The 23,543-nt window shown below is 63.1% G+C and carries 28 protein-coding genes and 2 pseudogenes; 20 read left to right on the top strand and 10 right to left on the bottom strand.

Features of this window, described 5'->3' with window-relative positions:
* Positions 1 to 13: 13 nt before the first annotated feature.
* The 11 genes and pseudogenes from FJ419_RS20115 to msrA all read left to right on the top strand — a co-directional run bounded on the left by FJ419_RS20115 (position 14) and on the right by msrA (position 8,127).
* Positions 14 to 763 carry a terminase family protein gene (locus FJ419_RS20115; protein ID WP_140697185.1) on the top strand — a complete coding sequence of 250 codons (750 nt, stop codon included), beginning with the start codon at positions 14 to 16 and terminating at the stop codon, positions 761 to 763.
* Between the two features lie 324 nt (positions 764 to 1,087).
* Positions 1,088 to 1,441: a hypothetical protein gene (locus FJ419_RS20105; protein ID WP_140697182.1), complete on the top strand. Its 354-nt coding sequence runs from the start codon at positions 1,088 to 1,090 to the stop codon at positions 1,439 to 1,441.
* A gap of 292 nt (positions 1,442 to 1,733) precedes the next feature.
* Positions 1,734 to 2,735, top strand: coding sequence for a bestrophin family ion channel (locus FJ419_RS20100; protein ID WP_140697178.1), 1,002 nt, complete (start codon positions 1,734 to 1,736; stop codon positions 2,733 to 2,735).
* Between the two features lie 302 nt (positions 2,736 to 3,037).
* A pseudogene (locus FJ419_RS20095) lies at positions 3,038 to 3,310 on the top strand (terminase family protein); the annotation flags it as partial.
* Positions 3,311 to 3,321: 11 nt separating this feature from the next.
* Entirely contained in the window at positions 3,322 to 5,382 is a 2,061-nt protein-coding gene (locus FJ419_RS20090; protein ID WP_246679263.1) for a sialate O-acetylesterase, read from the top strand.
* A gap of 267 nt (positions 5,383 to 5,649) precedes the next feature.
* Positions 5,650 to 6,402 carry a glycosyl hydrolase 108 family protein gene (locus FJ419_RS20085; protein WP_140697172.1) on the top strand — a complete coding sequence of 251 codons (753 nt, stop codon included), beginning with the start codon at positions 5,650 to 5,652 and terminating at the stop codon, positions 6,400 to 6,402.
* On the top strand, positions 6,399 to 6,602 hold the full coding sequence (locus tag FJ419_RS20080) for a hypothetical protein (RefSeq protein ID WP_140697169.1): 204 nt from the start codon (positions 6,399 to 6,401) through the stop codon (positions 6,600 to 6,602). The genes FJ419_RS20085 and FJ419_RS20080 overlap by 4 nt, the downstream gene beginning before the upstream one ends.
* A 109-nt stretch (positions 6,603 to 6,711) precedes the next feature.
* A complete protein-coding gene (locus FJ419_RS20075; RefSeq protein ID WP_140697166.1) occupies positions 6,712 to 6,951 on the top strand; it encodes an ABC transporter permease in 240 nt (79 codons plus the stop codon).
* Positions 6,936 to 7,130 carry a hypothetical protein gene (locus tag FJ419_RS20070; RefSeq protein WP_140697164.1) on the top strand — a complete coding sequence of 65 codons (195 nt, stop codon included), beginning with the start codon at positions 6,936 to 6,938 and terminating at the stop codon, positions 7,128 to 7,130. The genes FJ419_RS20075 and FJ419_RS20070 overlap by 16 nt, the downstream gene beginning before the upstream one ends.
* Entirely contained in the window at positions 7,130 to 7,450 is a 321-nt protein-coding gene (locus FJ419_RS20065) for a hypothetical protein (protein WP_140545448.1), read from the top strand. The genes FJ419_RS20070 and FJ419_RS20065 overlap by 1 nt, the downstream gene beginning before the upstream one ends.
* 155 nt (positions 7,451 to 7,605) lie before the next feature.
* Entirely contained in the window at positions 7,606 to 8,127 is a 522-nt protein-coding gene (gene msrA, locus FJ419_RS20060) for a peptide-methionine (S)-S-oxide reductase MsrA (protein ID WP_140697161.1), read from the top strand.
* Between the two features lie 110 nt (positions 8,128 to 8,237).
* Here msrA and FJ419_RS20055 read toward each other — a convergent pair whose 3' ends face one another.
* Entirely contained in the window at positions 8,238 to 8,432 is a 195-nt protein-coding gene (locus tag FJ419_RS20055) for a hypothetical protein (RefSeq protein ID WP_127235553.1), read from the bottom strand.
* A 171-nt stretch (positions 8,433 to 8,603) separates the two neighbouring features.
* On the opposite strand from FJ419_RS20055, the gene FJ419_RS20050 reads away from it, so the two are divergent.
* The gene (locus FJ419_RS20050) at positions 8,604 to 8,864 is read left to right on the top strand and encodes a hypothetical protein (protein WP_140697158.1); all 261 of its coding nucleotides are present in this window, start codon (positions 8,604 to 8,606) and stop codon (positions 8,862 to 8,864) included.
* Positions 8,865 to 8,890: 26 nt separating this feature from the next.
* Here the strand turns inward: FJ419_RS20050 and FJ419_RS20045 are convergent, their stop codons facing one another.
* Positions 8,891 to 9,460, bottom strand: a complete 570-nt coding sequence (locus tag FJ419_RS20045; protein ID WP_140697155.1) for a hypothetical protein — start codon at positions 9,458 to 9,460, stop codon at positions 8,891 to 8,893.
* A 75-nt stretch (positions 9,461 to 9,535) separates the two neighbouring features.
* Between FJ419_RS20045 and FJ419_RS20040 the strand changes: the two genes are divergently transcribed.
* Positions 9,536 to 9,859 (top strand): hypothetical protein, encoded by a 324-nt coding sequence (locus FJ419_RS20040; RefSeq protein WP_140697152.1) that lies wholly within the window; start codon positions 9,536 to 9,538, stop codon positions 9,857 to 9,859.
* 119 nt (positions 9,860 to 9,978) lie between these two features.
* Here the strand turns inward: FJ419_RS20040 and FJ419_RS20035 are convergent.
* The 3 genes and pseudogenes from FJ419_RS20035 to FJ419_RS20025 form a co-directional block, all read right to left on the bottom strand.
* Positions 9,979 to 10,414: pseudogene (locus FJ419_RS20035) on the bottom strand (GFA family protein).
* A gap of 122 nt (positions 10,415 to 10,536) precedes the next feature.
* Positions 10,537 to 10,776: a hypothetical protein gene (locus FJ419_RS20030; protein ID WP_348642822.1), complete on the bottom strand. Its 240-nt coding sequence runs from the start codon at positions 10,774 to 10,776 to the stop codon at positions 10,537 to 10,539.
* 114 nt (positions 10,777 to 10,890) lie between these two features.
* The gene (locus tag FJ419_RS20025; protein ID WP_140545453.1) at positions 10,891 to 11,058 is read right to left on the bottom strand and encodes a Thivi_2564 family membrane protein; all 168 of its coding nucleotides are present in this window, start codon (positions 11,056 to 11,058) and stop codon (positions 10,891 to 10,893) included.
* 202 nt (positions 11,059 to 11,260) lie between these two features.
* Between FJ419_RS20025 and FJ419_RS20020 the strand changes: the two genes are divergently transcribed.
* Both FJ419_RS20020 and FJ419_RS20015 read left to right on the top strand, forming a co-directional pair.
* Positions 11,261 to 11,425, top strand: coding sequence for a DUF3309 family protein (locus FJ419_RS20020; RefSeq protein ID WP_095768421.1), 165 nt, complete (start codon positions 11,261 to 11,263; stop codon positions 11,423 to 11,425).
* A 683-nt stretch (positions 11,426 to 12,108) separates the two neighbouring features.
* Entirely contained in the window at positions 12,109 to 13,332 is a 1,224-nt protein-coding gene (locus FJ419_RS20015) for an anion transporter (RefSeq protein WP_140697149.1), read from the top strand.
* A 101-nt stretch (positions 13,333 to 13,433) separates the two neighbouring features.
* Here FJ419_RS20015 and FJ419_RS20010 read toward each other — a convergent pair whose 3' ends face one another.
* The 5 genes from FJ419_RS20010 to FJ419_RS19990 form a co-directional block, all read right to left on the bottom strand.
* Complete coding sequence (locus FJ419_RS20010; protein WP_140697146.1) at positions 13,434 to 14,519, bottom strand: HPP family protein; 1,086 nt, start codon at positions 14,517 to 14,519, stop codon at positions 13,434 to 13,436.
* Positions 14,520 to 14,846: 327 nt separating this feature from the next.
* Positions 14,847 to 15,143, bottom strand: coding sequence for a cupredoxin family copper-binding protein (locus FJ419_RS20005; RefSeq protein ID WP_246679268.1), 297 nt, complete (start codon positions 15,141 to 15,143; stop codon positions 14,847 to 14,849).
* Positions 15,144 to 15,229: 86 nt separating this feature from the next.
* Entirely contained in the window at positions 15,230 to 15,754 is a 525-nt protein-coding gene (locus tag FJ419_RS20000; protein WP_140697138.1) for a DUF4142 domain-containing protein, read from the bottom strand.
* A 93-nt stretch (positions 15,755 to 15,847) separates the two neighbouring features.
* On the bottom strand, positions 15,848 to 16,546 hold the full coding sequence (locus FJ419_RS19995) for an RNA polymerase sigma factor (RefSeq protein WP_140545458.1): 699 nt from the start codon (positions 16,544 to 16,546) through the stop codon (positions 15,848 to 15,850).
* Positions 16,547 to 16,689: 143 nt separating this feature from the next.
* The gene (locus FJ419_RS19990; RefSeq protein WP_140697135.1) at positions 16,690 to 17,862 is read right to left on the bottom strand and encodes a cystathionine beta-lyase; all 1,173 of its coding nucleotides are present in this window, start codon (positions 17,860 to 17,862) and stop codon (positions 16,690 to 16,692) included.
* 465 nt (positions 17,863 to 18,327) lie between these two features.
* Here FJ419_RS19990 and FJ419_RS19985 point away from each other — a divergent pair, with 465 nt between their 5' ends.
* The 5 genes from FJ419_RS19985 (at position 18,328) to FJ419_RS19965 (ending at position 23,428) form a co-directional block, all read left to right on the top strand.
* Positions 18,328 to 19,356 carry an amino acid ABC transporter substrate-binding protein gene (locus FJ419_RS19985; RefSeq protein ID WP_140697132.1) on the top strand — a complete coding sequence of 343 codons (1,029 nt, stop codon included), beginning with the start codon at positions 18,328 to 18,330 and terminating at the stop codon, positions 19,354 to 19,356.
* Between the two features lie 62 nt (positions 19,357 to 19,418).
* Entirely contained in the window at positions 19,419 to 20,606 is a 1,188-nt protein-coding gene (locus FJ419_RS19980) for an amino acid ABC transporter permease (RefSeq protein ID WP_140697129.1), read from the top strand.
* Positions 20,607 to 20,610: 4 nt separating this feature from the next.
* On the top strand, positions 20,611 to 21,768 hold the full coding sequence (locus FJ419_RS19975) for an amino acid ABC transporter permease (RefSeq protein ID WP_140545462.1): 1,158 nt from the start codon (positions 20,611 to 20,613) through the stop codon (positions 21,766 to 21,768).
* Positions 21,769 to 21,783: 15 nt separating this feature from the next.
* The gene (locus FJ419_RS19970; protein WP_140697126.1) at positions 21,784 to 22,587 is read left to right on the top strand and encodes an amino acid ABC transporter ATP-binding protein; all 804 of its coding nucleotides are present in this window, start codon (positions 21,784 to 21,786) and stop codon (positions 22,585 to 22,587) included.
* 172 nt (positions 22,588 to 22,759) lie between these two features.
* Positions 22,760 to 23,428 carry a TIGR02117 family protein gene (locus FJ419_RS19965; RefSeq protein ID WP_140697123.1) on the top strand — a complete coding sequence of 223 codons (669 nt, stop codon included), beginning with the start codon at positions 22,760 to 22,762 and terminating at the stop codon, positions 23,426 to 23,428.
* Positions 23,429 to 23,543: the final 115 nt, after the last annotated feature.

Here is a 23,543-nt window from a genome sequence, read left to right as displayed (position 1 = left end):
GAGCAGTTGAGCGATGACGAGATCCGCAGCCGCATCCGCGGCCTCGAAGCGAGCCTCCGGCCGCTCCTGGACAGCGATGCAAACCTATCTGGCGCTGCTCGAGGAGATGGACCGCAGGCGTCGCCGTAACCTTCTTGCAGCCTACGCGCCCTACAAGCAGCAGGCCGAATTTCACGCGGCAGGGGCAACGAACCGCGAACGCCTGTTCATGGCCGGCAACCAGCTGGGCAAGACCAGGGCAGGGGGCGCGGAATGGGCCATGCACCTCACCGGTCGCTATCCGGGCTGGTGGAAGGGCAAAATGTTCGACCACCCGGTGCGGCTCTGGGCCGCCGGCGTGACCGGCGAAGGCACGCGCGACAATCCGCAGCGCGTGCTGGTCGGTCCGCCGCAACAACAGGCAGAATGGGGCACCGGCATGATCCCGGCCGATGCCATCGCCGATATGGTGATGGGCCGCAGTGTTCCCGGCGCAATTGACAGCGTCGTCGTGCGCTGGGGCGGCGGCGGCGACGTGCAGGCCGGCGAGAGCGTGCTTTCGTTCAAGAGTTACGAGAAGGGCCGCGAGAAATGGCAGGGCGAGACGCTGCACGGCGTCTGGTTCGACGAGGAACCGCCGCTGGATATCTATTCCGAGGGCCTCACCCGTACGAATGCCACGGATGGCATTACGATCGTGACGTTCACGCCGCTGCTCGGCATGAGCGACGTGGTGCTCAGGTTCTTGAGCGCGGGCGAGGTTGAGAAGATTGGGAAGACGTAGGTGACGGCCAATCTCCCCCCTCGTGGGGGAGATGCCCGGTAGGGCAGAGGGGGGGGCCGTAGAGTGTTTACCTCGACTTTGCCCGCGGCGTGCTTCCTCGAACCATTGTGGATGGGTCTGACCGCTCATACACCGACTTGACCACTGATACGCCGGCGGGACAGCGCCCCCCTCTGTCCTGCCGGACATCTCCCCCACAAGGGGGGAGATCGGCAGCTTCGGCGACGGCACCCCATTCCGAAACCGCGCCGAAACCATGATTTGCGATGCCGCTTTGGCCGCAACCGAAGGTCGAGTAGCTTTCGGCCACGATCCGGAGCCGACATGCGACCGATACCGAGCCTGATTTTTTCCTGCGCGTTGCTCTCGGCCTGTTCCGGCTCTAGCGGCGATTGGCGCGGCGATGCGATCGCTTCGGCCGAAGCCAGGATGCGGAGCCTGACCAACGATCCGGCGGCGAGTTTCTCGCATGTCGACCTCACCGGCGACAGCGCGAGCGGCCAGACCTGCGGCGTCATCGCAAGCAAGGTCGGGATCTTCACCAAGCAAGCGCGCTTCATCGTCTATATCGACGGCGCCGGGCCCTATGTCGAACCGGGCCTCGGCTCGTCCATGTCGCAGGCCGATTTCGACTGGGCCTGGAAGAACGACTGCGTCAACGAGGGCTATAAGGGCTGAGCGTTGGCTTTCCCTTCTCCCCTTGTGGGAGAAGGTGGCCGAGCGTAGCTCAGTCGGATGAGGGGTGCTCCAGCTTGGCAAAAGCGCTCGTACAGCGAAGGGGCATAGCGACAGAAAAACCAACGTCTCACTCCGCTGGAACACCCCTCATCCGTCTCGGCGCTTCGCGCCGATCCACCTTCTCCCACAAGGGGAGAAAGGGAAAGCCGTAGGCCCTGTCAAAACGATTTCCACCCCTTATGGTGCGCGAACGCGCGGTCGCGCGATTTGCATGCCGTGAGGGATTTCGGGAATGTATGTAGGCCGTTCTTATAGATTGCTGGACTTCGCGCTCTGGTCGCGGCGCAGCGTCATCTACATGGTCGTGGTGAGCGGGTTGGCGATCGCCGCCTACCGCCTTCCGGCGACCGCGGGCTTCTCGGTGCCGTGGTCGGTCGTGCTGGTGCTCGGCACAACGGTGTCGCTGGTCACCGGCTTCAAGAATTCTCAGGTCTTCACCCGCGCCAACGAGGCTCTGCAGGCTTTTTCGCAGATCACCGCCAGCAGCCGGATGCTGTCCGGCTTCTGCCGCGATTTCATGGATGCGGCCGCCGCCCGGCAGCTGATCCACCGCCATCTCGCCTGGCTGACGGCGCTGCGTTTTTCGCTGCGGCGGCCGATGCCTTGGGAATCGTTGGCGAAAGCGGCTAACATCGAGTTCAGGCGCCGTCGCTATCACATTGAGGAGGACAAGACGTCGCTTGCCGAGGAACTGCGCAGGCTGCTGGGCGAGGAAGCCGAAGGCGTGCTGAAATCGCCGCAGCCGGCGATAGAGCTTCTCGACAGGCAATTGACCGTGGTCAACGGCTTGTTGAAGAGCTCGGCCATTCCGACGCAGGTCTATTCCGAATTGACCAAGCTGATACGCGACTTCCAGGACCAGCAGGCGCGCTGCGATCGCATCAAGAACAATCCCTATCCCCGGCAATACGCGATCGTGAGCTCGATATTCATGATCATCTTCTGCACCTTGCTGCCCTTCGGCGTCGTTCCGGTCTTTGCCGACATGGGCAAGCTGGGCGGCGTGCTCGGCTGGATCTCGATCTGGCTGACCATCCCGTTCAGCGCGCTGCTGGGCTGGGTCTACATGTCGCTGGACCTGGTCGGCGAGAGCAGCGCCAATCCGTTCGAAGGCAATGCCAACGACGTGCCGATCTCGCAAATCTGCCGCGACATCGAGATCGAGCTACGCCGTGGCCTTGGCGAGACCGCGCTTCCCGCGCCGCTGGCGCCGGTGAACGACATCGCGACGTGAAGCTCTTCCCTTCTCCCCTCGCGGGGTGAGAAGTGGTCCGTTTGGCGGACGAAAAGCCAATCGCTTGGCTCTTCGAGCTTCGAACGCCTTGAGCCTGCGAAAGGCCGGGTGGTGGCCGCGCAGCGGCCGGATGAGGGGTGCCCCAGGGAACGCCAGCGCGTCGCTCCGCTGGAACACCCCTCATCCATCTCGGCGCTGCGCGCCGATCCACCGCCCGGGGGCGAGCCACGGGTCTCGCCCCGTCCTTCGGACCCCACAAGGGGAGAAGGGAAAGGTTTGCCATGTCCCGCCACGTTACCTTCATGACCATCGACGATGCCGGGCATTACACGCCCGAGCAGCGCGCCGAAATCGTCGCCGCCTATCCCGAGCACGAGCGCGAGGCCCGCGCGAAAGGCATTCCGGTGCTGGGCTCCGGCCGCATCTTCCCGGTGGCGGAGGAGACGATCACCTGCGAGCCGTTCAAATTGCCGCGCTGGTGGCCACGTATCGGCGCGCTCGATTTCGGCTGGGACCATCCGTCGGCCGCGGTCGAGCTTGCCTGGGATACCGAGGCGGACCTCGTTTATGTGACGAACGCGAACCCGTGCGCCTGGCGACGACCGCGAACATCACCCTTTATGCCCTGCAGACCATCGACGGCGTGGCCGCCCAAGTTGGCGACCGCGTGCTGGTCAAGGACCAGGCCGACCAGACCCAGAACGGTATCTACACCGCCAGCGAGGGCCAGTGGTTTCGCGCCGCCGACGCCCGCACCGCGCGCACGATGCAGAAGGGCACGACGGTACATGTGCAGGAGGGCACGGTCTCGGCCGATCGCGTCTATGCCTTCGAGACGCTGGATCCGGTGATTGGCGCCGACCCGATCGTGCTCAGCTTCTATCTCTCGCAGGACACGCTTGGCGGCGCGGTGAATGCTGCCAATGCCGCCGCCGCGAGCGCGGCCGCAGCACTCACCTCCAAGAACGCGGCGGCCACCAGCGCCACCAATGCGGCCGGCTCGGCCACGGCCGCTTCCGGCTCGGCAAGCGCCGCGTCAACGTCGGCGACGGCCGCTGCTGGGTCAGCATCGACAGCCTCGACCGCAGCGACCAATGCAGGGAATTCAGCCACTGCGGCGGCGGGCAGCGCGTCTTCGGCGGCGGCGTCCGCTGCTGCGGCGGCGGCTCTGCCTGGGATAACCACAGATCCCATCGTTATCCTCGCTACAGGACAATCGAACATCGGCAAAGAGGAGAACTATTTGTGGACGCCGCCGACGAACCTCTACAACTGGAATTACAGCGGCGTTGACGGCACGACCGGGACGGCGTTTGCTGCGCTCGACGGCACGAAAATCAACACGTCGTACTCTTTCGCTGCCGCAATTGCCGAGAATAACCCGCTTCGCAAGGTCTATCTGGTCCGCGTCGGCTTGCTGGTACCGCCGAACGGGATCGCTCAGTGGAAGGCGGGCGCATCTTCACCGGACCAGTATGCGAACTGCAAAAACAACGTCGAAGCGGCGTTGACGCTGCTCGGCCGGTCGAAGATCAGCCACATGCTGTGGTGGCAGGGCGAGGGCGACATCGCAACGCCAACGACCTATCAGACGGACTTCGAAACAGTACAGACCCGGTTCCGCGGAGAGACGTGGTATCCTCGCGAGCTGCCCGTCACCATTTGCGGGCTCATGCCGGAAGTCTTGGGGGGCACCTCCGGTAAGGACGTGATGAATACCGTCCTCCAGCAGTGCGCGCAGGTTGAGCCGGAGACACGCCAGTTCGTTTATCCCGGCTGGACTTCCGCCGCTATGTGGCAAGACACGGCACACCCTACAGGCGCTGGTTGTTGGGCGATCGGTAGAGCTATCGCCAACAACGTCATTGGGCGGACCGGGGCGAAACCAGCCTCAGGGTTGCTGAGGAACTTCGGCACAGCCGTCCTGTCCTACCTCCTCGGCAAGTTCATGCTCGGTTATGGCACGTCGGTGGCAGTGGGGGCGACCAGCGCCTCGGCGCCGCAGTTCCAATCCCACGGCACGGATGCCGGCGGCGCGCAAGGGAATTTCTATCGTTGGGCCAATTCCGTCGGGGGCTCCACTATCGGGATGTTCAAGTCTCGAGGAACCTCGCCGGGAGCGCGCGCGATCGTTCAGAACGGTGACACTCTTGCGACAGTGATCGGCTACGGCGATGATGGCGTGAACGCTCCGCCGGCCGCGTCCATCTCCATTGTGGTGGACGGCACTCCCGGCGTAGGGGACATGCCTGGTAAGGTTAAAATTTCGACGACCTCTGACGGCGCGGCCGCTGTCACCGATCGGGTGACCGTCGACAATAGGGGGTTTATGTCAATGGTATCAGGCAGCTTTGGGCGTTCGGGCCCAGTCACGAAAAGTGCTGACTTCACGGTTGGAGATGCGGAAAACAGCATTATCGTAACGAAGGGGTCAAGTTGCGTCGCCACCCTACCGTCGGCGTCCAGCTGGCCCGGCCGTGAGATCCTTATCAAGACGACTGTAGCCTTCACGACAGTTTCTGCTTCGGCGAATGTCGTGCCGCTTGCGGGTGGTGCGGCCGGAACTGCTATCCTTGCCGCTACTGCGGGGAAGTGGGCGCTGCTGATTTCAGACGGCACCAACTGGGTTGTCCAGATGGCTGCCTGATGGAACTCGATGGCATGGGAGAACTGGTCGGCATCAGGCATATGCGTGGCAGAGCGTTCGCTCCTGCCGAGTGATCGTCACTTAAGCAGCCCAGTTAGTCCGGCCGCTGTCGGCTTCCGGCTCAGCCCACCCTTGACTGGCCCGAGCGTCGCCGCCGCCTCGTCAAACGTCTCCGCCTGAACATCGGTGCGCCTCAAGGTCAAGCCGTCGCGCATCGGCCCTCTCTTGGCGCCGGCCATATCCAAACATAATCCGAAAGGAACCCCCATGGACCGCAACTTTGCGCGTGCCCTTTCGCTCGTCCTCACCTCCGAAGGCGGCTGGTCCGACAACCCCGCCGACCCCGGCGGCGCCACCATGAAGGGCGTCACGCTCGCCAATTTCCGCCGCTACGTCAAAGCAGACGCCACGAAGGCCGATCTGCGCGCCATCTCGGATGACCAAGTCGCCACCGTCTACCGCCGTTTCTATTGGGATGCTGTAGCGGGCGCTCAGCTCCCCGGCGGCATCGACTACGCGCTGTTCGACTTCGCCGTGAACAGTGGGCCGGGCAGGGCGGCGAAGTATCTTCAAGGTGTGCTCGGCGTTGTTCAGGATGGCCGCATTGGCCCGGCCACGCTGGCGGCGGTGAGGGCAAAACCCGCCGGCGTCGTCATCGATGCGCTGTGCGACGCGCGGCTCGCCTTCCTGAAAAAACTATCGACTTGGCCGAGCTTCGGCCGGGGCTGGAGCGCCCGAGTCGCCTCCGTGCGCCGGCAGGCGCTGCTGATGTCGGCCGCGCCGTCGGCGACTGAGGGATCCGCTTCGCCGGGGCCCGCGTCCCCCGATGACGTCCCGCTAGCCGCAACCCCTGCCGGCGCCGGATCGCCTGCCGCCGGCGAGGCGCCCGCTGTGCCACACAAATCCGCATCGCCCGCCAAGGTAGCCTGCGTCCTCGCGCTGATCGCGCTGGCGCTCGGCTCGCTCACCGCGTGGACCGCGCATCTTCCTTGCAATCTTTTCGGAGTGTTCTGCCAATGATTGCCGTCATCATCCGCGTCGCCCTGCGCTATTGCGCGGGCGTGCTTGTCGCGCGCGGCCTTCTGGGCGCCGACGACGCCTCGGCATTCTCCGCCGATCCCGACATTCAAATGGCGCTGGAGACCGGCCTCGGTCTTGCCATCGCCGCCGCGGCGGAGTGGTGGCATCTGCTCGCGCGCCGGTTCGGCTGGGAGCATTGACCATGGAAAATCTGAAAGGTCTGCTCACCGCCTGTATCGAAGCCGCCAGGCCGTATGTCGTCATCGGCGCCGCCTGCTTTGTCGCCGGTCTTCTCATCGGAGCGCTGCTATGAGCGCGCTGCTGGGATGGATCCTCACCAATCCGACAATCCTGGCGATCGGCGCCGGCCTTGTCGGCGCGCTCGGCTGGGGCTTCCGCCAGCGCCTCGCAGGCGCAAGGGCCGAGCGCAGCAAGCAGGCCGACGCCGAGGCCGCGGCCCGGGATGTCGCCGACCAGGTCGACAACGAGGTCGGCGCTTTGCCGGCTGACGCGGTTAGAAAGGAGCTGAAATCATGGGCAAGGGATTGATCGTCGCCGCCATCGTCGCCGCGCTCGCCGGCTGCACCACGGCCAGGGGCAGCTTCTGCGCCGTCGCCCCGCCGATGCGCCTCTCTGCCAGCGCGGTCGATGCCTTGTCCGACCAGGAGGCGAGGGCGCTGCTTGCGTACAACCGCAAGGGCGAGAAACTCTGCGGCTGGAGGCCGTGATGCATGACATCTTCGATCTCCTGGGCATCAAGGGCCAGGTCGTGGCAGCGGGGCTCGCCGGCGGCGTGCTGCGGGCGCTGTCGCGCCATCGCTACAAGCTGCGCGAGATGATTGCCTCGCCCATCTGCGGCGCCTTGGCCGCCGCCTATCTGACATTGCCCGTCGTCGCCTGGGTCCGGGCAAGCGGCCTGCCGATCCCCGCCGCCGACGACACCACCACGCTCGCCGCCGCTTTCCTCATCGGAGTCTCGGCAATGTGGATCTCGGACATCGTGTTCGAGGTGGTGGTGCGAAGATTCAAACAAACGCCGGATTCCTGATCGCGGCGGACCGAAGCCGTGCAGGGCATCAAGACGTCGACCGGCGGATCGTCCACACCGGACCAAGATGCCGGTGTGTTCGGCTGGCCCGCTCGAGCCGCTGGAAGAATCCAGGCGCAACGCCTATCTATGGAGCAATCCAAAGGAGGTACGACATGGCTTCTTCCACCGAGCGCGCGGTCCTTGCCGGCGGCTGCTTCTGGGGCATGCAGGATCTGATCCGGCGCTTGCCCGGCGTGATCTCGACGCGCGTGGGCTACAGCGGCGGCGATGTCCCCAACGCCACCTACCGCAACCACGGCACCCACGCCGAGGCGATCGAGATCATCTTCGATCCGGCCAGGACCAGCTTTCGCACACTGCTCGAATTCTTCTTCCAGATCCACGATCCGACGACGAAGAACCGCCAGGGCAATGATATCGGCGCGAGCTATCGCTCGGCGATTTTCTATACCAGCGATGAGCAGAAACGTATCGCCGAGGACACGATAGCCGATGTCGACGCGTCCGGCCTGTGGCCTGGCAAGGTCGTCACCGAGCTCGCTCCGGTCGGGCCCTTCTGGGAAGCCGAGCCCGAGCATCAGGACTATCTCGAGCGCTATCCCAACGGCTACACCTGCCATTTCGCACGGCCGGGCTGGAAGCTTCCGGTTCGCCAACAGGCGGCCGCGTCATAATCAGCGACCGCCGCGTTTGACATAGGTTTCACGCGCTTTGATCCGCCCGCCATGCCGGAAGGCATGGCGGGCTTTTTGCGTTCCGGCCGGTTGTCCCGGCCCGGCGGGCCTCAGCCCTTGGCTCGGCGGCCTTCGTGTTCGTGGCTGCCGATCCAGTGGGCGCGGATGCGGTCGCTAGCTTCGAGATAAGCCATGTCGATCAGGTAGGTCAGAAGCTTCTCGCCATCGGCCTCCGCCTTCTGGCGAAGTTCTCGCAGGATTCCCTGCGCGAACTGCAGGTTTTCCATTTTGCTAGGCTGGTCCATGGGTGCCCCCAAATGTCGGTGCGGTAAGTTTGGCTCACTATGCTTGTACGAAGATTATCGCCTCGCTCGCGGTGAAGCTGCACTCGGTTGCACTGAGGACGCCGGATCAACGAAGCTGTTGGACATCGCGCGGAAATGTCGATATTTTACGCGCCCAATCGGATGGCGACCATGCACGAAGACGAGGGCAGCACTCCTGACAAGTTGCAAGCCATGCTTGACGTGATCGCCAGGAGCGAGCCCCCGAGCGAGAGCGGGCAAGCCGATTTGGGCCGATTGAGAGCCGACGCCGCCAAGGCTGCCGGCGTGTTGATCGAATTTTACGGCGATGCGGCCCTGGAGCGGGCCAAGCTCATAGAGCGCCGGTCGCCCCAGTCGCATTTTGCGCGCATGGTCGCGGCTGAAGTCGGCCGGCGCGGCAAGCGAAATTGACCCGCGAGCAATCGGCGAAAGCTGCTTCAAGACGATCTTCGCCTCCCCAGACTTGCGCCAAGCCGCTGCTCGACCTCTTCCTCGATGTTGTCCAGGAGATACGACATCAGCTCGTGTCCGATCGACCGCGCCAGGTCCTTGGCTTGCCCGACATGGTTGCGGATCTCGCGCAGCGCCTGCTCTTCGCACGCGGCGTCGTCCGTCAAATCGACGAACCAGCCGGGATAGAGCGCTGCCTCGCCTGTCCCGTCAACATAGCATTGGCCGACGGCCAGGATCTTGCGCAACCCCATCTTTTCGGAATGGACCCTATAGACCTCCCTGAATGCGGACCTGCGCTCCACGGCCTTGCGGATCGCCAGCCGAACCCGTGAGCGGTCGTCCCGATCGATGCTTTGCATGCATCGTTCAAGCGAGGCGCCGTGAGAGAACTCATCGAGTGTCAGACCGAAATAATCTGAAAGATTGGCATCGCCATAAACGCGGTCGCGCTTGATGTCCCACGTCCAGAACCCGTCGATCGGTGGATACCGCATATGCATGTTGCGGTCGTGTTCAGGCGCCGACGTCATGAAAACCGCCCCGTCCGGTTTCAAGCTTTGGCAGCACTATGCCGCAAAAACGGTAAGAAACAAACATGGCCTTTTGTACAAGGCCCGAAGTCATAAGGCTTGCTGCCGGTGGCAATTCGGGATGCCGTGTTCGGTATAACCGGAAAGACGGCGAAGAAAAATTTCTTGAGTCGAAAGAATTTTCACCCTGATGTTGCAACTGCCGCTTGGCGTTTCACACGAAAACGCGGCGGGCAAGCAGGCGAAACAATCCAGGAGGTTGTATTTCCACAAGAAGGATGGTTGAAAATTCTTATATTTTGTAAAAAGAATAAAACTCTTTGCGTGCTGCTGCAGGGAGCCAAGCCGGCTTACCGCCTCATATTTGCAGCATATCCAAATGCTAGCGTCAGCCGATTGACCGGCAAACCGACCGGTGGTTGAAAAACGCGAAACTTCGAGAAAAGCTCGCGCATCAGTCCGCGGCCGGGCGTCCTCCCGGACGTGCCGAAGCCGTCACCAGACTGAAGGTCGTTCGGACTAAAGTCTGGCAAGAGATCAACCTAAGCCAAGCTTTGCCGCGGCTCCAGGTCGGCTTCAGCGCTTGCGGCCGAATCATCGGCGATCCGGTCATGCTCGAACTGGCGCGCCGCGGGGAGGGCCTGCAACCAGGGCTCGCGGCGTCCGATCCACAGTTCGTAGCTCGGCACCAGCCCTTCGGTTGGCGCAACGTCCAGGCTGCCGATCGTCACTTCGGCCTCGTCGTCGCCGACGAACGGAACGCGGCTTCCGCAGGTGGGGCAAAAGCTCCGAGCGCCATAGCTGCTGGTGATGCCGGTGGTTTCGAACGCTTTTAGCGGCCATACGGCGTAGGCATGGAAGGCCGATCCGCTTGCGGCAGTCCTTGCAGTGACAGAGTCCGACCCGGAGCGGCTCCCCGGTGACGCGGAACTGCACCCCGCCACACAGGCAACTCCCGCTGCGTGCGATTTCAGGCATTGCCGTTCCTCCCTCGGTTATGCACAGAGCCAGTTTCCCTCGCGCCCGGCAGGTCCCGCTGCCGGCTGCTAAAACCCGCAACAAGTTGCGATGGTTCCACGCCTGCGTGCAAGAAGCGGCGGTCAGTCGGGGAGGTTGATCGGCTCCTCGCACCGATAGACGCGGCACTCGCCGTCCTTGGTCGGAACCGTCGTCGACACAGGCACTTCCGGCCAGTCGCACGCATTGCCGAATTGCCGAACGAACCGGTCATAGGTGTCCCGACCCGTGCTCAAAACTATGGCACGATCGCCTTTGATGAGTGTCTGCGTCTGCTCGCAAGTCATCGCGCGTGTGTCCGGCCGGGCGTAGGCAGCGCTCATGGTGCACAACATTGGGCCGGCGCACAATATTTTGCCTGCGCCAAGTGCGATCGACAGGGTTCTCATGGGGACGCCGGGCTTTTGAAGTTTCCGGCTGTCGAATATGGATCGCGGCTAGAATACCGCAAGATATTTGAGCAGCGAAACGATTCCGATGATGATGACGATGATCTGCGCGATCTGCCGCGCGCGGGCATCTAGCGGCAGGCGTTGCACGAGGTAGAGCACCAGGATCACCACCAGGAAGGTGATCAATATGCCGATAAGGATCGATGCGCCCATATGCCTGCCTCCTTACCAAGATTGCCCGGATGGGCAGGCTCCAACGTTGCCGGCTGCGAAATGGTTCCAAGCGGATCGAGCCGCCGATCGTGTCGTGCGAAAACAGAAGCTGGCTTCGACGTCGGCGGAACATGCGCGCGGCTTGCGAGTTCACTTCCTCGATAGCAATGCGCGGGATCGCACTGTCAGAGAGGAAGAAACCATGGGCCTCGGCACGATTCTCATCATCATTCTCATTCTTGCCCTGCTTGGCGGCTTCAGCGGCTTAGGCGGAGGGCCTTTCTACGGCACCGGCTATTATGGCGGCGGCGGCCTCGGACTCGTCCTGGTCATCGTGATCATCCTGGTGTTGCTCGGCCGCATCTGACGGCCCACGGCGCGACCGGGCCTCAGGGCGTCGCCAGCGCGTCCCTCAGCTTCGCCGCCGGCCAATTGCTTCGCGACTGGCGTTGCGGTTCCCGATCTGCGTTTCGGCGAAGTTGGCGCGTAAGGTGACGATCAGCGCGACGACGGCAAGGAGCGGAAGTGTTTGCCATCGCAGGGCGCATCGCAGTCAGATGATCATTGCTGCCATAGAACAGGATTCGGCGGTGTTGCGGTCGACCGGCGGCAGATCCGCGAATCCCGCTAGCTCTCGCGCACACTGCATTCGAGGCAGGCGATACTGTGTCCCGGACAATTCAGCCGATGCGTGCCCCCTGGGCAGCAATGGCCGTTCGAGCTCAGCCAGCGCGCGCAAACAAAAACCTTCTTGGCCCCGTGACAGCGGGGGCATTCCTGCGGACGCATCAGTTCCTCCCGTGACGGGACGCTATGTTCCGCTTCAACGACCGTGTTCATCCGTTTAGTCCCCAACGCCTGGATTATCGGTCACATATGTTAATTCACCATTCTTTACATTAGCGTTTATGAATGTGAAAGGCATGAAAGCGACATAAGCTTTCACGCGCTTGCGCGCTTTCCCTTTGCGCTGGCCTTGCTAAATGTGGTGCCGCCCGGTGCGTCGATCGATTCCGGCGGGACAGGGCAGGCAACGGGAACCTTCTTGCAATGACATGGACCGGCGCGGGCGCGCTTTTCATCCTCGTGCTCACCTATGCCGGCGTCGCCGTCGGCCGCATTCCGGGCCTGCGGCTCGACCGCGCCGGCATCGCGCTGCTGGGCGGCGCCGCCATGATCGCCATCGGCGCGATCGGCATCGAAGATGCCTACAGAGCCATCAATTTCGACACCATCACGTTGCTGCTCGGCATGATGATCGTCGTGGCGCATCTGAAGGTCTCGGGCGCGTTTCGGGCGCTCGGCGGCTTTGCCATCGAGCATGCCCACGCGCCCTTCATGCTTTTGGTGATGGTGACGCTGCTGACCGGCGCGCTCTCGGCCTTCCTGGTCAACGATGCGATCTGCCTGGTGATGGCGCCGATCGTCGTGCACGTCACACGAGTCATCAACCGCAACCCGGTGCCCTACCTCATCGCTACCTGCACGGCCTCGAACTGCGGCAGCGTCGCCACCATCACAGGCAACCCGCAGAACATGGTGATCGGTGCGCTGTCCGGTATTTCCTATCCGGCTTTCACGCTGGCGCTCGCGCCGGTGGCGCTGTTCGGCCTGCTCTGCGTCATCGTCATCGTACGCATCGTCTACCGTGCCGAATTCTCCCGCCCTGCCGAACTCAGCCCGGAAGTCTATCGCGGCCGCATGCTGCCCGGGCAGGTGCTGAAGGCCACCATCGTGTGCGTGTTGCTGGCGCTCGCCTTCTTCGCCGGCGTTCCCGTCGCGAAGGCGGCGCTCGTTGCCGGCGCCTTCCTGCTGGTCACGCGGGCAATCAAGCCGCGGCGCATTTACCGCGAGATCGACGGACCGCTGCTCTTCATGTTCGCCGGCTTGTTCGTGGTGGTGGCGGGTGCCGAGCGCACTTTGCTCACGCCCGACATGATCGCCTGGGCCAAGAACATCGGACTAGACGATGTCTGGCGGCTCTCCGGCTTCACCGCGGTGCTTTCCAACATCATGAGCAATGTGCCGGCGGTGCTGGCGCTCCGGCCCTTCGTTCCTGGGCTGGAAAACCCGGGGCGCGCCTGGCTGGTCGTGGCGATGAGCTCGACGCTTGCCGGCAATTTCACGCTGCTCGGCTCGGTTGCCAATCTGATCGTCGCCGAACAGGCAAAAGCTGCCGGCAAGGAGCTTTCCTTCTCCGCATTCTTCAAGGTCGGCCTGCCGCTGACGCTGGTGACGCTTCTTGCCGGCACCGCCTGGCTGGCCTGGGCCTGAAGACGCTGTCCCTTCGGACCGCCAGATTGAGAGCGCCGCGGCGAGATGACCGGCGGCAGCGCCTCGACCTGGCAGCCGGCCTGCCGGGATGAGGGCCTTGCCTAGGCCACCGCTTTCAACGGCGCCTTGTCTGTCTGCTGCAGGCGCGCGGCGGCTGCAAGCAGGTCGGTCTGGGTGATCAGGCCGAGGATGCGCCGCTCGGCATCGACGATCACCACCGCATGGCTTCGCCCGTCGGTCAGCACCGGTAGCAGGCTCATCGCCGGCGTGTCGGGAGAGGCGGCGCCGGCCTTAGACATCACCCCTTTGACCGTGTCGGTCGCCCTCGTCAGCTCGCGCAGACCGACCGCGCCGGAGAGCCGTCCGTCCGCGTCGATCACCGGCAAGGTGCGGATGTTGTGGTCGATCAGCTGTTTGCGCGCGTCGTCGGCCGAGGCCGTTTCCGCCACGGAGATCACATCGCGCGACATGATGTCTTTGCAAAGCAGCGTACGCTGCGAGCGCACCATGGCCTGCAACTCGACTTGGCGCAGCAGGCGCTCCAGGTCGTCACGGTCGATATCGAAGGTCTCGTCGAGCGCCGAGAGGGCGGCGTCGACATCCTCGGGCCGGAAGCCGACGCGCTCGGCCGGCGGCCGGTCGGCGGTGCCGTGGCCGCGGGCGGCGGGCACGTGCACATGGGGATAGTTGCGCCGCGACAGCTTATGGAAAAGGAAGCCGAGCGCAACCAGGATGGTCGAGTTGAGTGCTACCGGCACGAAGGGAAACAGGAAGCCCGCGGCGGCTACGGCAGGCCCGCCGAGCACGCCGGTAAGCGCCGCTGCGCCGCCCGGCGGATGCAATGAGCGCGTGAACGACATGGCGGCGATCGCCAGCGCCACCGCTAGGCCGGAGGCGATCACCGTGTCATGCACAAAATGCGCCACCGTCACGCCAACCAGCGCCGAAATCGTGTTGCCGCCGATGATCGACCAGGGCTGCGCCAGCGGGCTCGAGGGAACGGCAAAGAGCAGCACCGCCGAAGCGCCCATTGGCGCCACCAGCATCGCCACAAGCGGGCCGCTACCCATGGCGAGCCCGCTAATCATGCCGGTGAGCGCGATACCGATGGTAGCGCCGAGGCAGGCAAGCAGCCGTTCGCGAAGCGTCGCGCCAGCAAGGATCGGAACGAAAAGGCGAAACGCCATGGCAGGCCCTGGATCGAAGAGGTGGAATTGCGTTGCCCGCAATGCCGCTGAAGCCGCGGATTTGAAAGCCAACCCAATCCGCAGATTCGCCGCTGAAGAGAATATTATTGCACAGCGATCCGCGCAGGACGCGCCGCCAGCGGCCTCGGCTTTCTCAATCGCGCCAAGCTTTTACGACGGTTTGCAGAGTCGGTTCGGCAATTCGCCCGGATGTCCTGGCCTCGGCGAAAGTGTGCGAATGCGGCGCGCGGCGCTGAGGCTGCTTTCGGCATGGGAGGATTGCTGCAAGGTCAAGCGAGGCGCTGCGCGCGCCTCGCTCTCGGATAGCTAGGGCGCCACCTCGACATGGCCCTTCATGTTGGGATGGAAGCGGCAGAAATAGTCCACTGTCCCCGCCGCCTTCAGCGTAACCTTGCCCTTCGACTTTGCCGGGATCATCACGTCCCAGCCGCCTTTCACCGTCGCGGTGTGGGCGATCACGTCGTTGTTCGTCCACTCGATCGTATCGCCGACCTTGGCCTGAATGTTTGCGGGCGAGAAGACCAGCTTGTCGATCGTTATCTCGATCGTCGCCGCGAACGCCGGCGATGCGATGAGGGCCAGCGCCAGGGTGACCAGAGCAATTCCTGGAAAAGTGTGAAACGGTTGGGCGCGGCGACTTCGCCGTAGCCTTCCGTCAGGAATTGCCTCAAAACAAAGCAATAGCAGCCTCATTTCAACATGCCGGCAACGTGTTCGGCATGCTGCTGATGTCCCTGGAAAACCTTGAGGCCGGTCTCCAGCAGGCTCTTCAGCTCAGCATTGCTGGCCGAGGGGATGAGCAAGGTTTCGAGCGCGCCGTTGACCTGCTTATGATAGGCCACCTCGTTCTCGATATAGGCCTTGTCAAAGGCAGCCCCTTTCAGCTTCGCCAGCTTGGCGCGTTCTTCCTTCGCAGCCTTGGTCAGGGCCTTGCTGGTGTCGTTGTCCTCGGGCGTGACCTTCAGCTTCTTCACGAGGTCGAGCGCCTGCTTGTTCACCGCCTCATGGTCGCGCTCCATGTCTTTGGCGAAGTCGACGACCTCCTTGTTCTTGGACTTCTTGATCGCCAGCTTGGCCGCTTCGATGTCGAGCGTGCCGGCCGTATAGGCAATGTGGGCGATCTGCGGGTCGGTGGGCTTTTCGGCGCCTAGCGCCAGCGGCGCCGTGCTCACGAAGAAAAGGGCGGCGAGGGCGGCGGTTGATCGCATGAACATGGCATCTCCTTCGCCCGGCGGCGCTGGCCTCGGGCTTCATTTGAGGTTGACGGTAGATTGGATGCCGAACGCGTCGAAACGTTCCCGGGAAAGTTAGCCTTCGAAATCCAGCCTCTTCATCACCGCCTGCGTCAGCCGCTCGCAACGCCGGCCTGCAAAGGGGAAGGCGTCGAGCAGCACCGGACCGATCTCGTCGTCCAGTGCCTTTCGCAGCAGCATTCGCGCCCGGTGCAGCCTGGTCTTCACCGTCTCGGGCCTCACGCCGAGAAAATCGGCGGTTTCCTCGATGCTCAGGCCCTCGATGACGCGGGCGACGAAGACGGTGCGATAGACATCGGGAAGGCTGTCGGTCGCTCGTTCGACAAGCCTCAGAATCTGCCGCTGCGCCATCGTCCGCTCCGGATCGTCGCCTGGGTTCAAGTCGGTTGGATTCAAGGGAAACCGGATGATCTGCGCCTCCGGGTTCTCATCCATCGCCGCGACGCGCTTGCGCTTGCGCAGCCGGCCGAGCGCTTCGTTGATGACAATGCGCGACAGCCAGGTGGAGAGCGAAGCCTCGCCGCGAAAGCTGCTGAGACTGGCGAAGGCGCGCAAATAGGCCTCCTGCACGATGTCCTCGGCCTCCGCGTCATTGCGCACCACGCCGCGCGCGATGCGGTAGAGTCGCTGGTTGTACGTCTTGATAATGGCACGGAACGCATTCGGATCGCGCGCAAGCGCCCGGCGAACCAATGCCATGTCGCCGGCTTCGGCCGTACCGACCTCGGCAGTTTCGATGGCGGGCTTTATCATCGCGCCCGATCTCCCGACAGATGTTGCATCCACGGTTGGATGCGCCTGCCGACAAAAGGTTCCCGAGCTAGTTGCACGGACCATGCTACCGCTTCGACCGGGGCTTGTCTGCCGCCGGTGCGGATTCCGTGCCGATCAGCCTGTCATCCGGCTGCGGCGGCCGCCGCGAGCCCGCGCAGAATGTCGGCCTTGAGATCTTCGACATCCTCGAGCCCGATCTGCAGGCGGATCAGCGAGCCGGCATATGAGCCTTTGGCAAGCAAGCGGTCGCCGAGGAAGACCGGAACGGCAAGGCTTTCATAGCCGCCCCAGGAATAACCGAGGCCGAAGATCTTGAGCGCATCGAGAAAGGCGTGTTGGGCCTTCTGGCCGCCGCCGTTGAGCACGATCGAGAAGACTCCGCTCGAGCCGCAGAAATCGCGCTTCCAGAGCGCATGGTCGGGATGGCTTTCCAGCGCCGGATGCAGCACCTGCCCGATGCCAGGCTGCTCCTCCAGCCAGCGCGCGATGTCGAGCGCGCTCTTGCGGTGATGCTCGAGCCGCACGCCCATCGTGCGCAGGCCGCGCAGCACCTGGTAGATATCGTCGGGACCGGAACAGCAGCCCAACGCGCAAAACCCATCATAAAGTTTTGTCCAGCAGGCGTCGTTGGCCGAAACCAGGCCGAGCAGCACGTCGGAATGGCCGCCCGGATATTTCGTCGCTGCGTGGATGGAGATGTCGACGCCATGGTCGAGCGGCTTGAAATAGAGCGGCGTCGCCCAGGTGTTGTCCATCATCACGATGGCGTTCGCCGCATGTGCCGCCTCGGAGATCGCCGGGATGTCCTGCACCTCATAGGTGTTCGATGCCGGCGATTCGGTGAACACCACCTTTGTGTTTGGCTTGATGAGCGAAGCGATGCCGGCGCCGATGCGCGGCTCGTAATATTCGATCTCGACGCCGAGCCGCTTCAGCATCGTGTCGGCGAAGTGGCGCGTCGGGTGGTAGACGCTGTCGACGATCAACAAGTGGTCGCCCGCGGCAAGGAAAGTGAGCAGCGGCACCGTCACCGCCGCCAGCCCGGAAGGCACCGCGATCGTGCCGGCCGAGCCTTCCAGCGCATCGACGGCGAGCGTCAGCGCGTCCATCGTCGGGGTGCCGCGCGTGCCGTAAGTGTATTTCTGGCTGCGCCCGGCCATCGAAGCAGCGTCGGGATAAAGCACTGTCGAGGCATGCACGACCGGCGGGTTGACGAAGCCGAAATAGTCGCGCGGGTTGTTGCCGGAATGGGCAAGCAGCGTATTGATGCCCATCTCGATGCCGTCTCTAGCCATGGTTCATCGCCTGTCGAATGATGTCAGGAACCAGCCATAAAGCGGCGGCAAAGCCGGCGCAACCGCGCCGCGCCCGCCAAAAGCCGGTCTTCCGCTGGGCCAATCCAAATGCGCGCAAGCCCAGTAAAGCACCGCCATTGCCGCAGCGGATTCTGCCGCCAGACCACGGATTCGCGACGGCGCGACTTGGCTGATTTGTTCGCATCGCCTGCCGGTTTCATGTGCTCTTGTCCGCAATTCAGGCATTTGCGCCAATTGCTTTTCAAACCTCCCTGGAATCGGTCATTTCCCTTGACCTCACAGGAATAATCGCCTTCGATGCGTTTCGTGAATGGGAGGCAGCGCATCGCAACCGATGCGGGTCCCGGGAGTGGGCCTTGGAGTGGGAGCTGCATTCACAAACGAAAAAAGATCAAGCGTCGCCTGGCGATAGGGGCGCCTGTAACAGAAAAGGGTCTGTGGGTCATGAAACACATTGCAATCGGCATTCTTGGCGTCGCCGCGTTCGGGTTCATGGCGTCTGCCGCTTCGGCCGGCACGCTCGATACCGTGAAGCAGAAGGGCTTTATCCAGTGCGGCGTCTCGACCGGCCTCGCCGGCTTCTCGGCACCGGACGACAAGGGCGACTGGAAGGGTATCGACGCGGACTTCTGTCGCGCCGTTGCCGCCGCTGTCTTCGGTGACGGCTCCAAAGTCAAGTTCACGCCGCTCAGCGCCAAGGAGCGTTTCACCGCCTTGCAGTCGGGCGAGATCGACATCCTGTCGCGCAACACCACCTGGACCAGCAACCGCGACAGCGCGCTCGGCCTCGATTTTGTCGGCATCACCTACTATGACGGCCAGGGCTTCATGATCAACGCCAAGAAGCTGCCCGGCGTGAACTCCGCGCTGCAGCTTTCGGGCGCCGCCGTGTGCGTGCAGAGCGGCACCACCACCGAGCTTAACCTCGCCGACTACTTCAAGAAGAACAAGATGGAGTACAACCCCGTCGTGTTCGAGAAGCTTGAAGAGGTCAACGCCGCCTATGACGCCGGCCGCTGCGATGCTTACACCACAGACCAGTCCGGCCTTTATGGTATCCGTCTGACGCTCTCCTCGCCGGCCGACCATGTCGTGCTGCCCGAGATCATCTCCAAGGAGCCGCTCGGCCCGGCCGTGCGCCAGGGCGACGACCAGTGGGCGCATATCGCGCGCTGGACATATTTCGCGCTGCTCAACGCCGAGGAAGCCGGCATCACGCAGGCCAATGTCGATGAGATGAAGACGTCGACCGACCCGAACATCCAGCGCCTTCTCGGCACTGAACCGGACGGCAAGTATGGTGCCGATCTCGGCCTCTCCAACGACTTTGTCGTCAACATCGTCAAGGCTGTCGGCAACTACGGCGAAATGTTTGAGCGCAATGTCGGCTCGGGCAGCCCGCTCAAGATCGCGCGCGGCATCAACGCGCTGTGGACCAAGGGCGGCCTGCAATACGGTCCGCCGATCCGCTGATTGAAACGTGATCCGGGAGGCAGGTCGTCTGTCTCCCGGTTTCTCTTTCCAGAGGACGGTCCATGGCTTCGCAGGAAATCCTTCGCGAGGAGCCGAGTCGCGGCTCCTTCATCAATGACCCGAGAATACGTAGCCTGTTCTTTCAGACGCTGGTTGTGATCCTGCTGTTCAGTTCGATCTGGTGGATCGTCCACAACGTCATCGAAAACCTCCAGCGTCTGCACATCGCGTCGGGCTTCGGTTTTCTCAGGAGCAGGGCCGGCTTCGACATTTCCGACACGCCGATCGCCTATACGTCCGACTCGACCTATTTCCGCGCGCTGGTCGTCGGTTTGCTCAACACGATCATCGTCGCCGCCGCCGGCATCGTGCTTGCGACCATCGTGGGCTTCGCCATCGGCATCGGCCGCCTGTCGCAGAACTGGCTGATCCGGAAGATCTGCACGGTCTATGTCGAGATCTTCCGCAACATCCCGCCGCTGCTGGTCATCTTCTTTTGGTATTCCGGCGTGCTGGCCGTGCTGCCGCCGCCGCGCGAGAGCATCCACCTGCCTTTCGGCTCGTTCCTCAACCAGCGCGGCTTCTATTTTCCGCGCGCCGTTTGGGGCGATGGCTCCTGGCTGATAGGCGTCGCACTGCTGCTCGCCATTGCAATGGCCTGGTTCGTCTCCCACAGAGCGCGACAACGGCAGAAGGCGACAGGCCAGCAGTTTCCGGTCTTCTGGACGTCGGTTGCGCTTATCGTCGGCTTGCCGGTGCTGGCCTTCCTGCTCGGCGGCATGCCGCTCACCTTCGATTTTCCGAAGCAGTCGACCTTCAACCTGACCGGCGGCTTCTGGGTCAAGCCGGAATTCCTGTCGCTCTTGCTGGCGCTCTCCTTCTACACGGCGGCCTTCATCGCCGAGATCGTGCGCGCCGGCATCAGGGGCGTCAACAAAGGGCAAAGCGAAGCAGCGGCGGCGCTCGGCCTCCGCTCCGGTCCGATCCTGCGGCTGGTGGTCATCCCGCAGGCGATGCGCATAGTCATCCCGCCGCTCACCAGCCAATATCTCAACCTGACCAAGAACTCCTCGCTGGCGATCGCCATTGGCTATCCGGACCTTACCGCGACCGCCGGCACGGTGCTCAACCAGACCGGGCAGGCGGTGGAGGGCGTGTTCATAATGATGATCGCCTATCTGGTGCTGAGCCTGGTGACGTCCTTTGTCATGAATATCGTCAATGCCAGAATGGCGCTGGTAGAGAGGTAGGGCCATGCAGGAACATGACATGTCCTGGGTGCGCACCGAGATGGCGCTTGCCCAGCCGGCGCCGCCTACCGAACGCGGCGCCTATGCCTGGGTGCGCAAGAACCTGATCGGTTCGGTCGGCGACATCGTCCTCACAATCCTCGGCATCGCCATCGTGCTTTGGATCCTGCCGCAGGTCATCAGCTGGGCCTTCCTTAATGCCCAGTGGACCGGGCCGGATCGCACCGTCTGCACTACCGTCACGCAAGGCGGCATCCAGCCGGACGGCTGGACCGGTGCCTGCTGGGCTTTCGTAAACGCCAAGTTCGGCCAGTTCATGTTCGGCACCTATCCGATCGAGGAGCGCTGGCGGCCGATCCTGGTCGCCATCCTGTTCGTGGCGCTGTTGGTGCCGATGCTGATCCCGCGCGTGCCGCGCAAGGGATTGAATGCGATGCTGCTGTTCGTAGCGCTGCCGATCGTCGCCTTCTTCCTGCTGCTTGGCGGCGTGTTCGGCCTGCCGGTTGTCGAGACCTCGCGCTGGGGCGGGCTTCTCGTGACGCTCAGCCTCTCCTTCGTCGGCATTGCGGTGTCGCTGCCTTTGGGCATCGTGCTGGCGCTCGGGCGCCGTTCGAAGATGCCGATCATCAAATGGCTTTGTATCGTCTTCATCGAGACGGTGCGCGGCATTCCGTTGATCACCGTGCTGTTCTTCGCCAGCGTCATGCTGCCGCTGTTCCTGCCCGCGGGCGTTACCTTCGACAAGTATCTGCGTGCGTTGATCGGTGTGTCGCTGTTTGCCGCCGCCTATATGGCCGAAGTGATTCGCGGCGGCTTGCAGGCGATCCCGAAGGGCCAGTATGAGGGGGCCGATTCGCTCGGCCTCGGCTACTGGCAGAAGATGAGCCTGATCGTGCTGCCGCAGGCGCTGAAGCTGGTCATTCCGGGCATCGTCAACACCTTCATCGGCATGTTCAAGGACACCAGCCTGGTCCTGATCATCTCGATGTTCGACCTGCTCGGCGTGGTGAAGCAGAATTTCGCCGATGCAAACTGGGCGACCCCGCAGACCGCGAGGTCCGGCCTGATCTTTGCCGCCTTCGTTTTCTGGCTGTTCTGCTTCGGCATGTCGCGCTATTCAATGTACACCGAACGCCGGCTCGACACCGGTTATAAACGATAAAAAAGGGAACAGGTTATGGCCACCGAAAACGCCGTCAGCGCGGAAGAAATCAAGGTCAACGCCGCCAAGATGCACATCTCCACCACCGATGTCGCCATTGACATCGTCGGCATGCACAAATGGTATGGCGAGTTCCATGTGCTGAAGGACATCAACCTCAAGGTGATGCGCGGCGAGCGTATCGTCATCTGCGGTCCGTCCGGGTCCGGCAAGTCGACCATGATCCGCTGCATCAACCGGCTGGAAGAGCACCAGAAAGGCAAGATCATCGTCGACGGCAAGGAACTCACCAACGATCTGAAGAAGATCGACGAGGTGCGCCGCGAGGTCGGCATGGTGTTCCAGCATTTCAACCTGTTCCCGCATCTGACCATCCTGGAGAACTGCACGCTGGCGCCGATCTGGGTGCGCAAGATGCCGAAGAAGCAGGCCGAGGAGATCGCCATGCATTTTCTCACGCGCGTCAAGATCCCCGAGCAGGCCAACAAATATCCGGGCCAGCTCTCCGGCGGTCAGCAGCAGCGTGTGGCGATCGCACGCTCGCTGTGCATGAACCCGCGCATCATGCTCTTCGACGAGCCGACCTCGGCGCTCGATCCGGAAATGATCAAGGAAGTGCTGGAGACGATGGTGGGGCTGGCGGAAGAGGGCATGACCATGCTGTGCGTCACCCACGAGATGGGCTTTGCCCGCAAGGTCGCCAACCGCGTGATCTTCATGGATCAGGGCCAGATCGTCGAGCAGAACACGCCGGCCGAATTCTTCGACCATCCGCGCCATGAACGCACAAAGCTTTTCCTGTCGCAGATCCTGCACTGAGCGGGCGCGACGCTAAATTTTCGGGAGCCCGGCTGGAAACAGCCGGGCTTTTTTTGCATTCGGGCGATCGGACAAGGACCGGCTCATTTTTGGTTGACGCTCCGAAATCGTCTAGCCTGATCGTCCAGGTTTTCCTGGAGTTGACGCAGACAAGACGGAACCACCGCACCCGATGAGACGAGTCCTGCGATATATGGTGATGCTGTTGGGAGCGGCGGTGCTTGCCGCCGCGCTCGGCGCGCTGGTACCGCGTCCGCTCTGGCCGGCGGCACGGGCCGAAGGCGAGGGGACGCGGCGTATATTGGTGTTGAGGAATCCGATTCACACCGACATTGCGATACCGGTCGATGATGACGTGCGCCAACGCTTTGCCTTCCTGGCCGATGCCGGCCTGCCGATCGAGGCTCCGGAGGCGCGCTACATCGTCTTCGGCTGGGGCGGCCGCGCCTTCTATCTGGAGACGCCGACCTGGTTGGAACTCAAAGCGGTGCCGGTGCTGAAGGCGCTGACGCTGGACGCCTCGGTGATGCATGTCGATGCTGCGGGGGCGATCAAGGAACCGCACCCGGATGTCGCAATCTTCGATATCGACGAGGCGCATTTTTCAGCGCTGCTCGACTATATCGCCTCGAGCTTTCGGAGCGGCCCAAACGGCCCGGTCGCCATCGACAATGCCGGCTACTCGAGCTACGACCGTTTTTACGAAGCCAACGGCCAGTTCAACGCGCTGGTCGGCTGCAACACCTGGACGGCGGCGGCACTGCGCACTGCCGGCATCCGGACAGGTTGGTGGAACCCGCTGCCGGTATCGCTGGGGTGGTCGCTTACACTTTATAATTAGCGCCGATTGGCGAGCGTCTCATTCCTTCGCGCCCCCCTCTGTCCTGCCGGACATCTCCCCCACAAGGGGGGAGATCGGATGTCGCGCCGGCTTTCGCCAAATCTCCGACGTTGCA

The sequence above is a fragment of the Mesorhizobium sp. B2-6-2 genome (genome assembly GCF_006440615.1).
Taxonomy (GTDB): domain Bacteria; phylum Pseudomonadota; class Alphaproteobacteria; order Rhizobiales; family Rhizobiaceae; genus Mesorhizobium.
The sequence above is the reverse complement of the archived record's forward strand: the minus strand, read 5'-3'. Positions and strand labels throughout refer to the sequence as shown.

What these genes read in the sequence shown, in the direction of transcription:
- FJ419_RS20115 (WP_140697185.1), top strand. Translation starts at nt 14, where the DNA reads ATGACGAGATCCGCAGCCGCATCCGCGGCCTCGAAGCGAGCCTCCGGC.
- FJ419_RS20105 (WP_140697182.1), top strand. Translation starts at nt 1,088, where the DNA reads ATGCGACCGATACCGAGCCTGATTTTTTCCTGCGCGTTGCTCTCGGCC.
- FJ419_RS20100 (WP_140697178.1), top strand. Translation starts at nt 1,734, where the DNA reads ATGTATGTAGGCCGTTCTTATAGATTGCTGGACTTCGCGCTCTGGTCG.
- FJ419_RS20085 (WP_140697172.1), top strand. Translation starts at nt 5,650, where the DNA reads ATGGACCGCAACTTTGCGCGTGCCCTTTCGCTCGTCCTCACCTCCGAA.
- FJ419_RS20080 (WP_140697169.1), top strand. Translation starts at nt 6,399, where the DNA reads ATGATTGCCGTCATCATCCGCGTCGCCCTGCGCTATTGCGCGGGCGTG.
- FJ419_RS20075 (WP_140697166.1), top strand. Translation starts at nt 6,712, where the DNA reads ATGAGCGCGCTGCTGGGATGGATCCTCACCAATCCGACAATCCTGGCG.
- FJ419_RS20070 (WP_140697164.1), top strand. Translation starts at nt 6,936, where the DNA reads ATGGGCAAGGGATTGATCGTCGCCGCCATCGTCGCCGCGCTCGCCGGC.
- FJ419_RS20065 (WP_140545448.1), top strand. Translation starts at nt 7,130, where the DNA reads ATGCATGACATCTTCGATCTCCTGGGCATCAAGGGCCAGGTCGTGGCA.
- msrA (WP_140697161.1), top strand. Translation starts at nt 7,606, where the DNA reads ATGGCTTCTTCCACCGAGCGCGCGGTCCTTGCCGGCGGCTGCTTCTGG.
- FJ419_RS20055 (WP_127235553.1), bottom strand. Translation starts at nt 8,432, where the DNA reads ATGGACCAGCCTAGCAAAATGGAAAACCTGCAGTTCGCGCAGGGAATC.
- FJ419_RS20050 (WP_140697158.1), top strand. Translation starts at nt 8,604, where the DNA reads ATGCACGAAGACGAGGGCAGCACTCCTGACAAGTTGCAAGCCATGCTT.
- FJ419_RS20030 (WP_348642822.1), bottom strand. Translation starts at nt 10,776, where the DNA reads ATGAGCGCTGCCTACGCCCGGCCGGACACACGCGCGATGACTTGCGAG.
- FJ419_RS20025 (WP_140545453.1), bottom strand. Translation starts at nt 11,058, where the DNA reads ATGGGCGCATCGATCCTTATCGGCATATTGATCACCTTCCTGGTGGTG.
- FJ419_RS20020 (WP_095768421.1), top strand. Translation starts at nt 11,261, where the DNA reads ATGGGCCTCGGCACGATTCTCATCATCATTCTCATTCTTGCCCTGCTT.
- FJ419_RS20015 (WP_140697149.1), top strand. Translation starts at nt 12,109, where the DNA reads ATGACATGGACCGGCGCGGGCGCGCTTTTCATCCTCGTGCTCACCTAT.
- FJ419_RS20010 (WP_140697146.1), bottom strand. Translation starts at nt 14,519, where the DNA reads ATGGCGTTTCGCCTTTTCGTTCCGATCCTTGCTGGCGCGACGCTTCGC.
- FJ419_RS20000 (WP_140697138.1), bottom strand. Translation starts at nt 15,754, where the DNA reads ATGTTCATGCGATCAACCGCCGCCCTCGCCGCCCTTTTCTTCGTGAGC.
- FJ419_RS19995 (WP_140545458.1), bottom strand. Translation starts at nt 16,546, where the DNA reads ATGATAAAGCCCGCCATCGAAACTGCCGAGGTCGGTACGGCCGAAGCC.
- FJ419_RS19990 (WP_140697135.1), bottom strand. Translation starts at nt 17,862, where the DNA reads ATGGCTAGAGACGGCATCGAGATGGGCATCAATACGCTGCTTGCCCAT.
- FJ419_RS19985 (WP_140697132.1), top strand. Translation starts at nt 18,328, where the DNA reads ATGAAACACATTGCAATCGGCATTCTTGGCGTCGCCGCGTTCGGGTTC.
- FJ419_RS19980 (WP_140697129.1), top strand. Translation starts at nt 19,419, where the DNA reads ATGGCTTCGCAGGAAATCCTTCGCGAGGAGCCGAGTCGCGGCTCCTTC.
- FJ419_RS19975 (WP_140545462.1), top strand. Translation starts at nt 20,611, where the DNA reads ATGCAGGAACATGACATGTCCTGGGTGCGCACCGAGATGGCGCTTGCC.
- FJ419_RS19970 (WP_140697126.1), top strand. Translation starts at nt 21,784, where the DNA reads ATGGCCACCGAAAACGCCGTCAGCGCGGAAGAAATCAAGGTCAACGCC.
- FJ419_RS19965 (WP_140697123.1), top strand. Translation starts at nt 22,760, where the DNA reads ATGAGACGAGTCCTGCGATATATGGTGATGCTGTTGGGAGCGGCGGTG.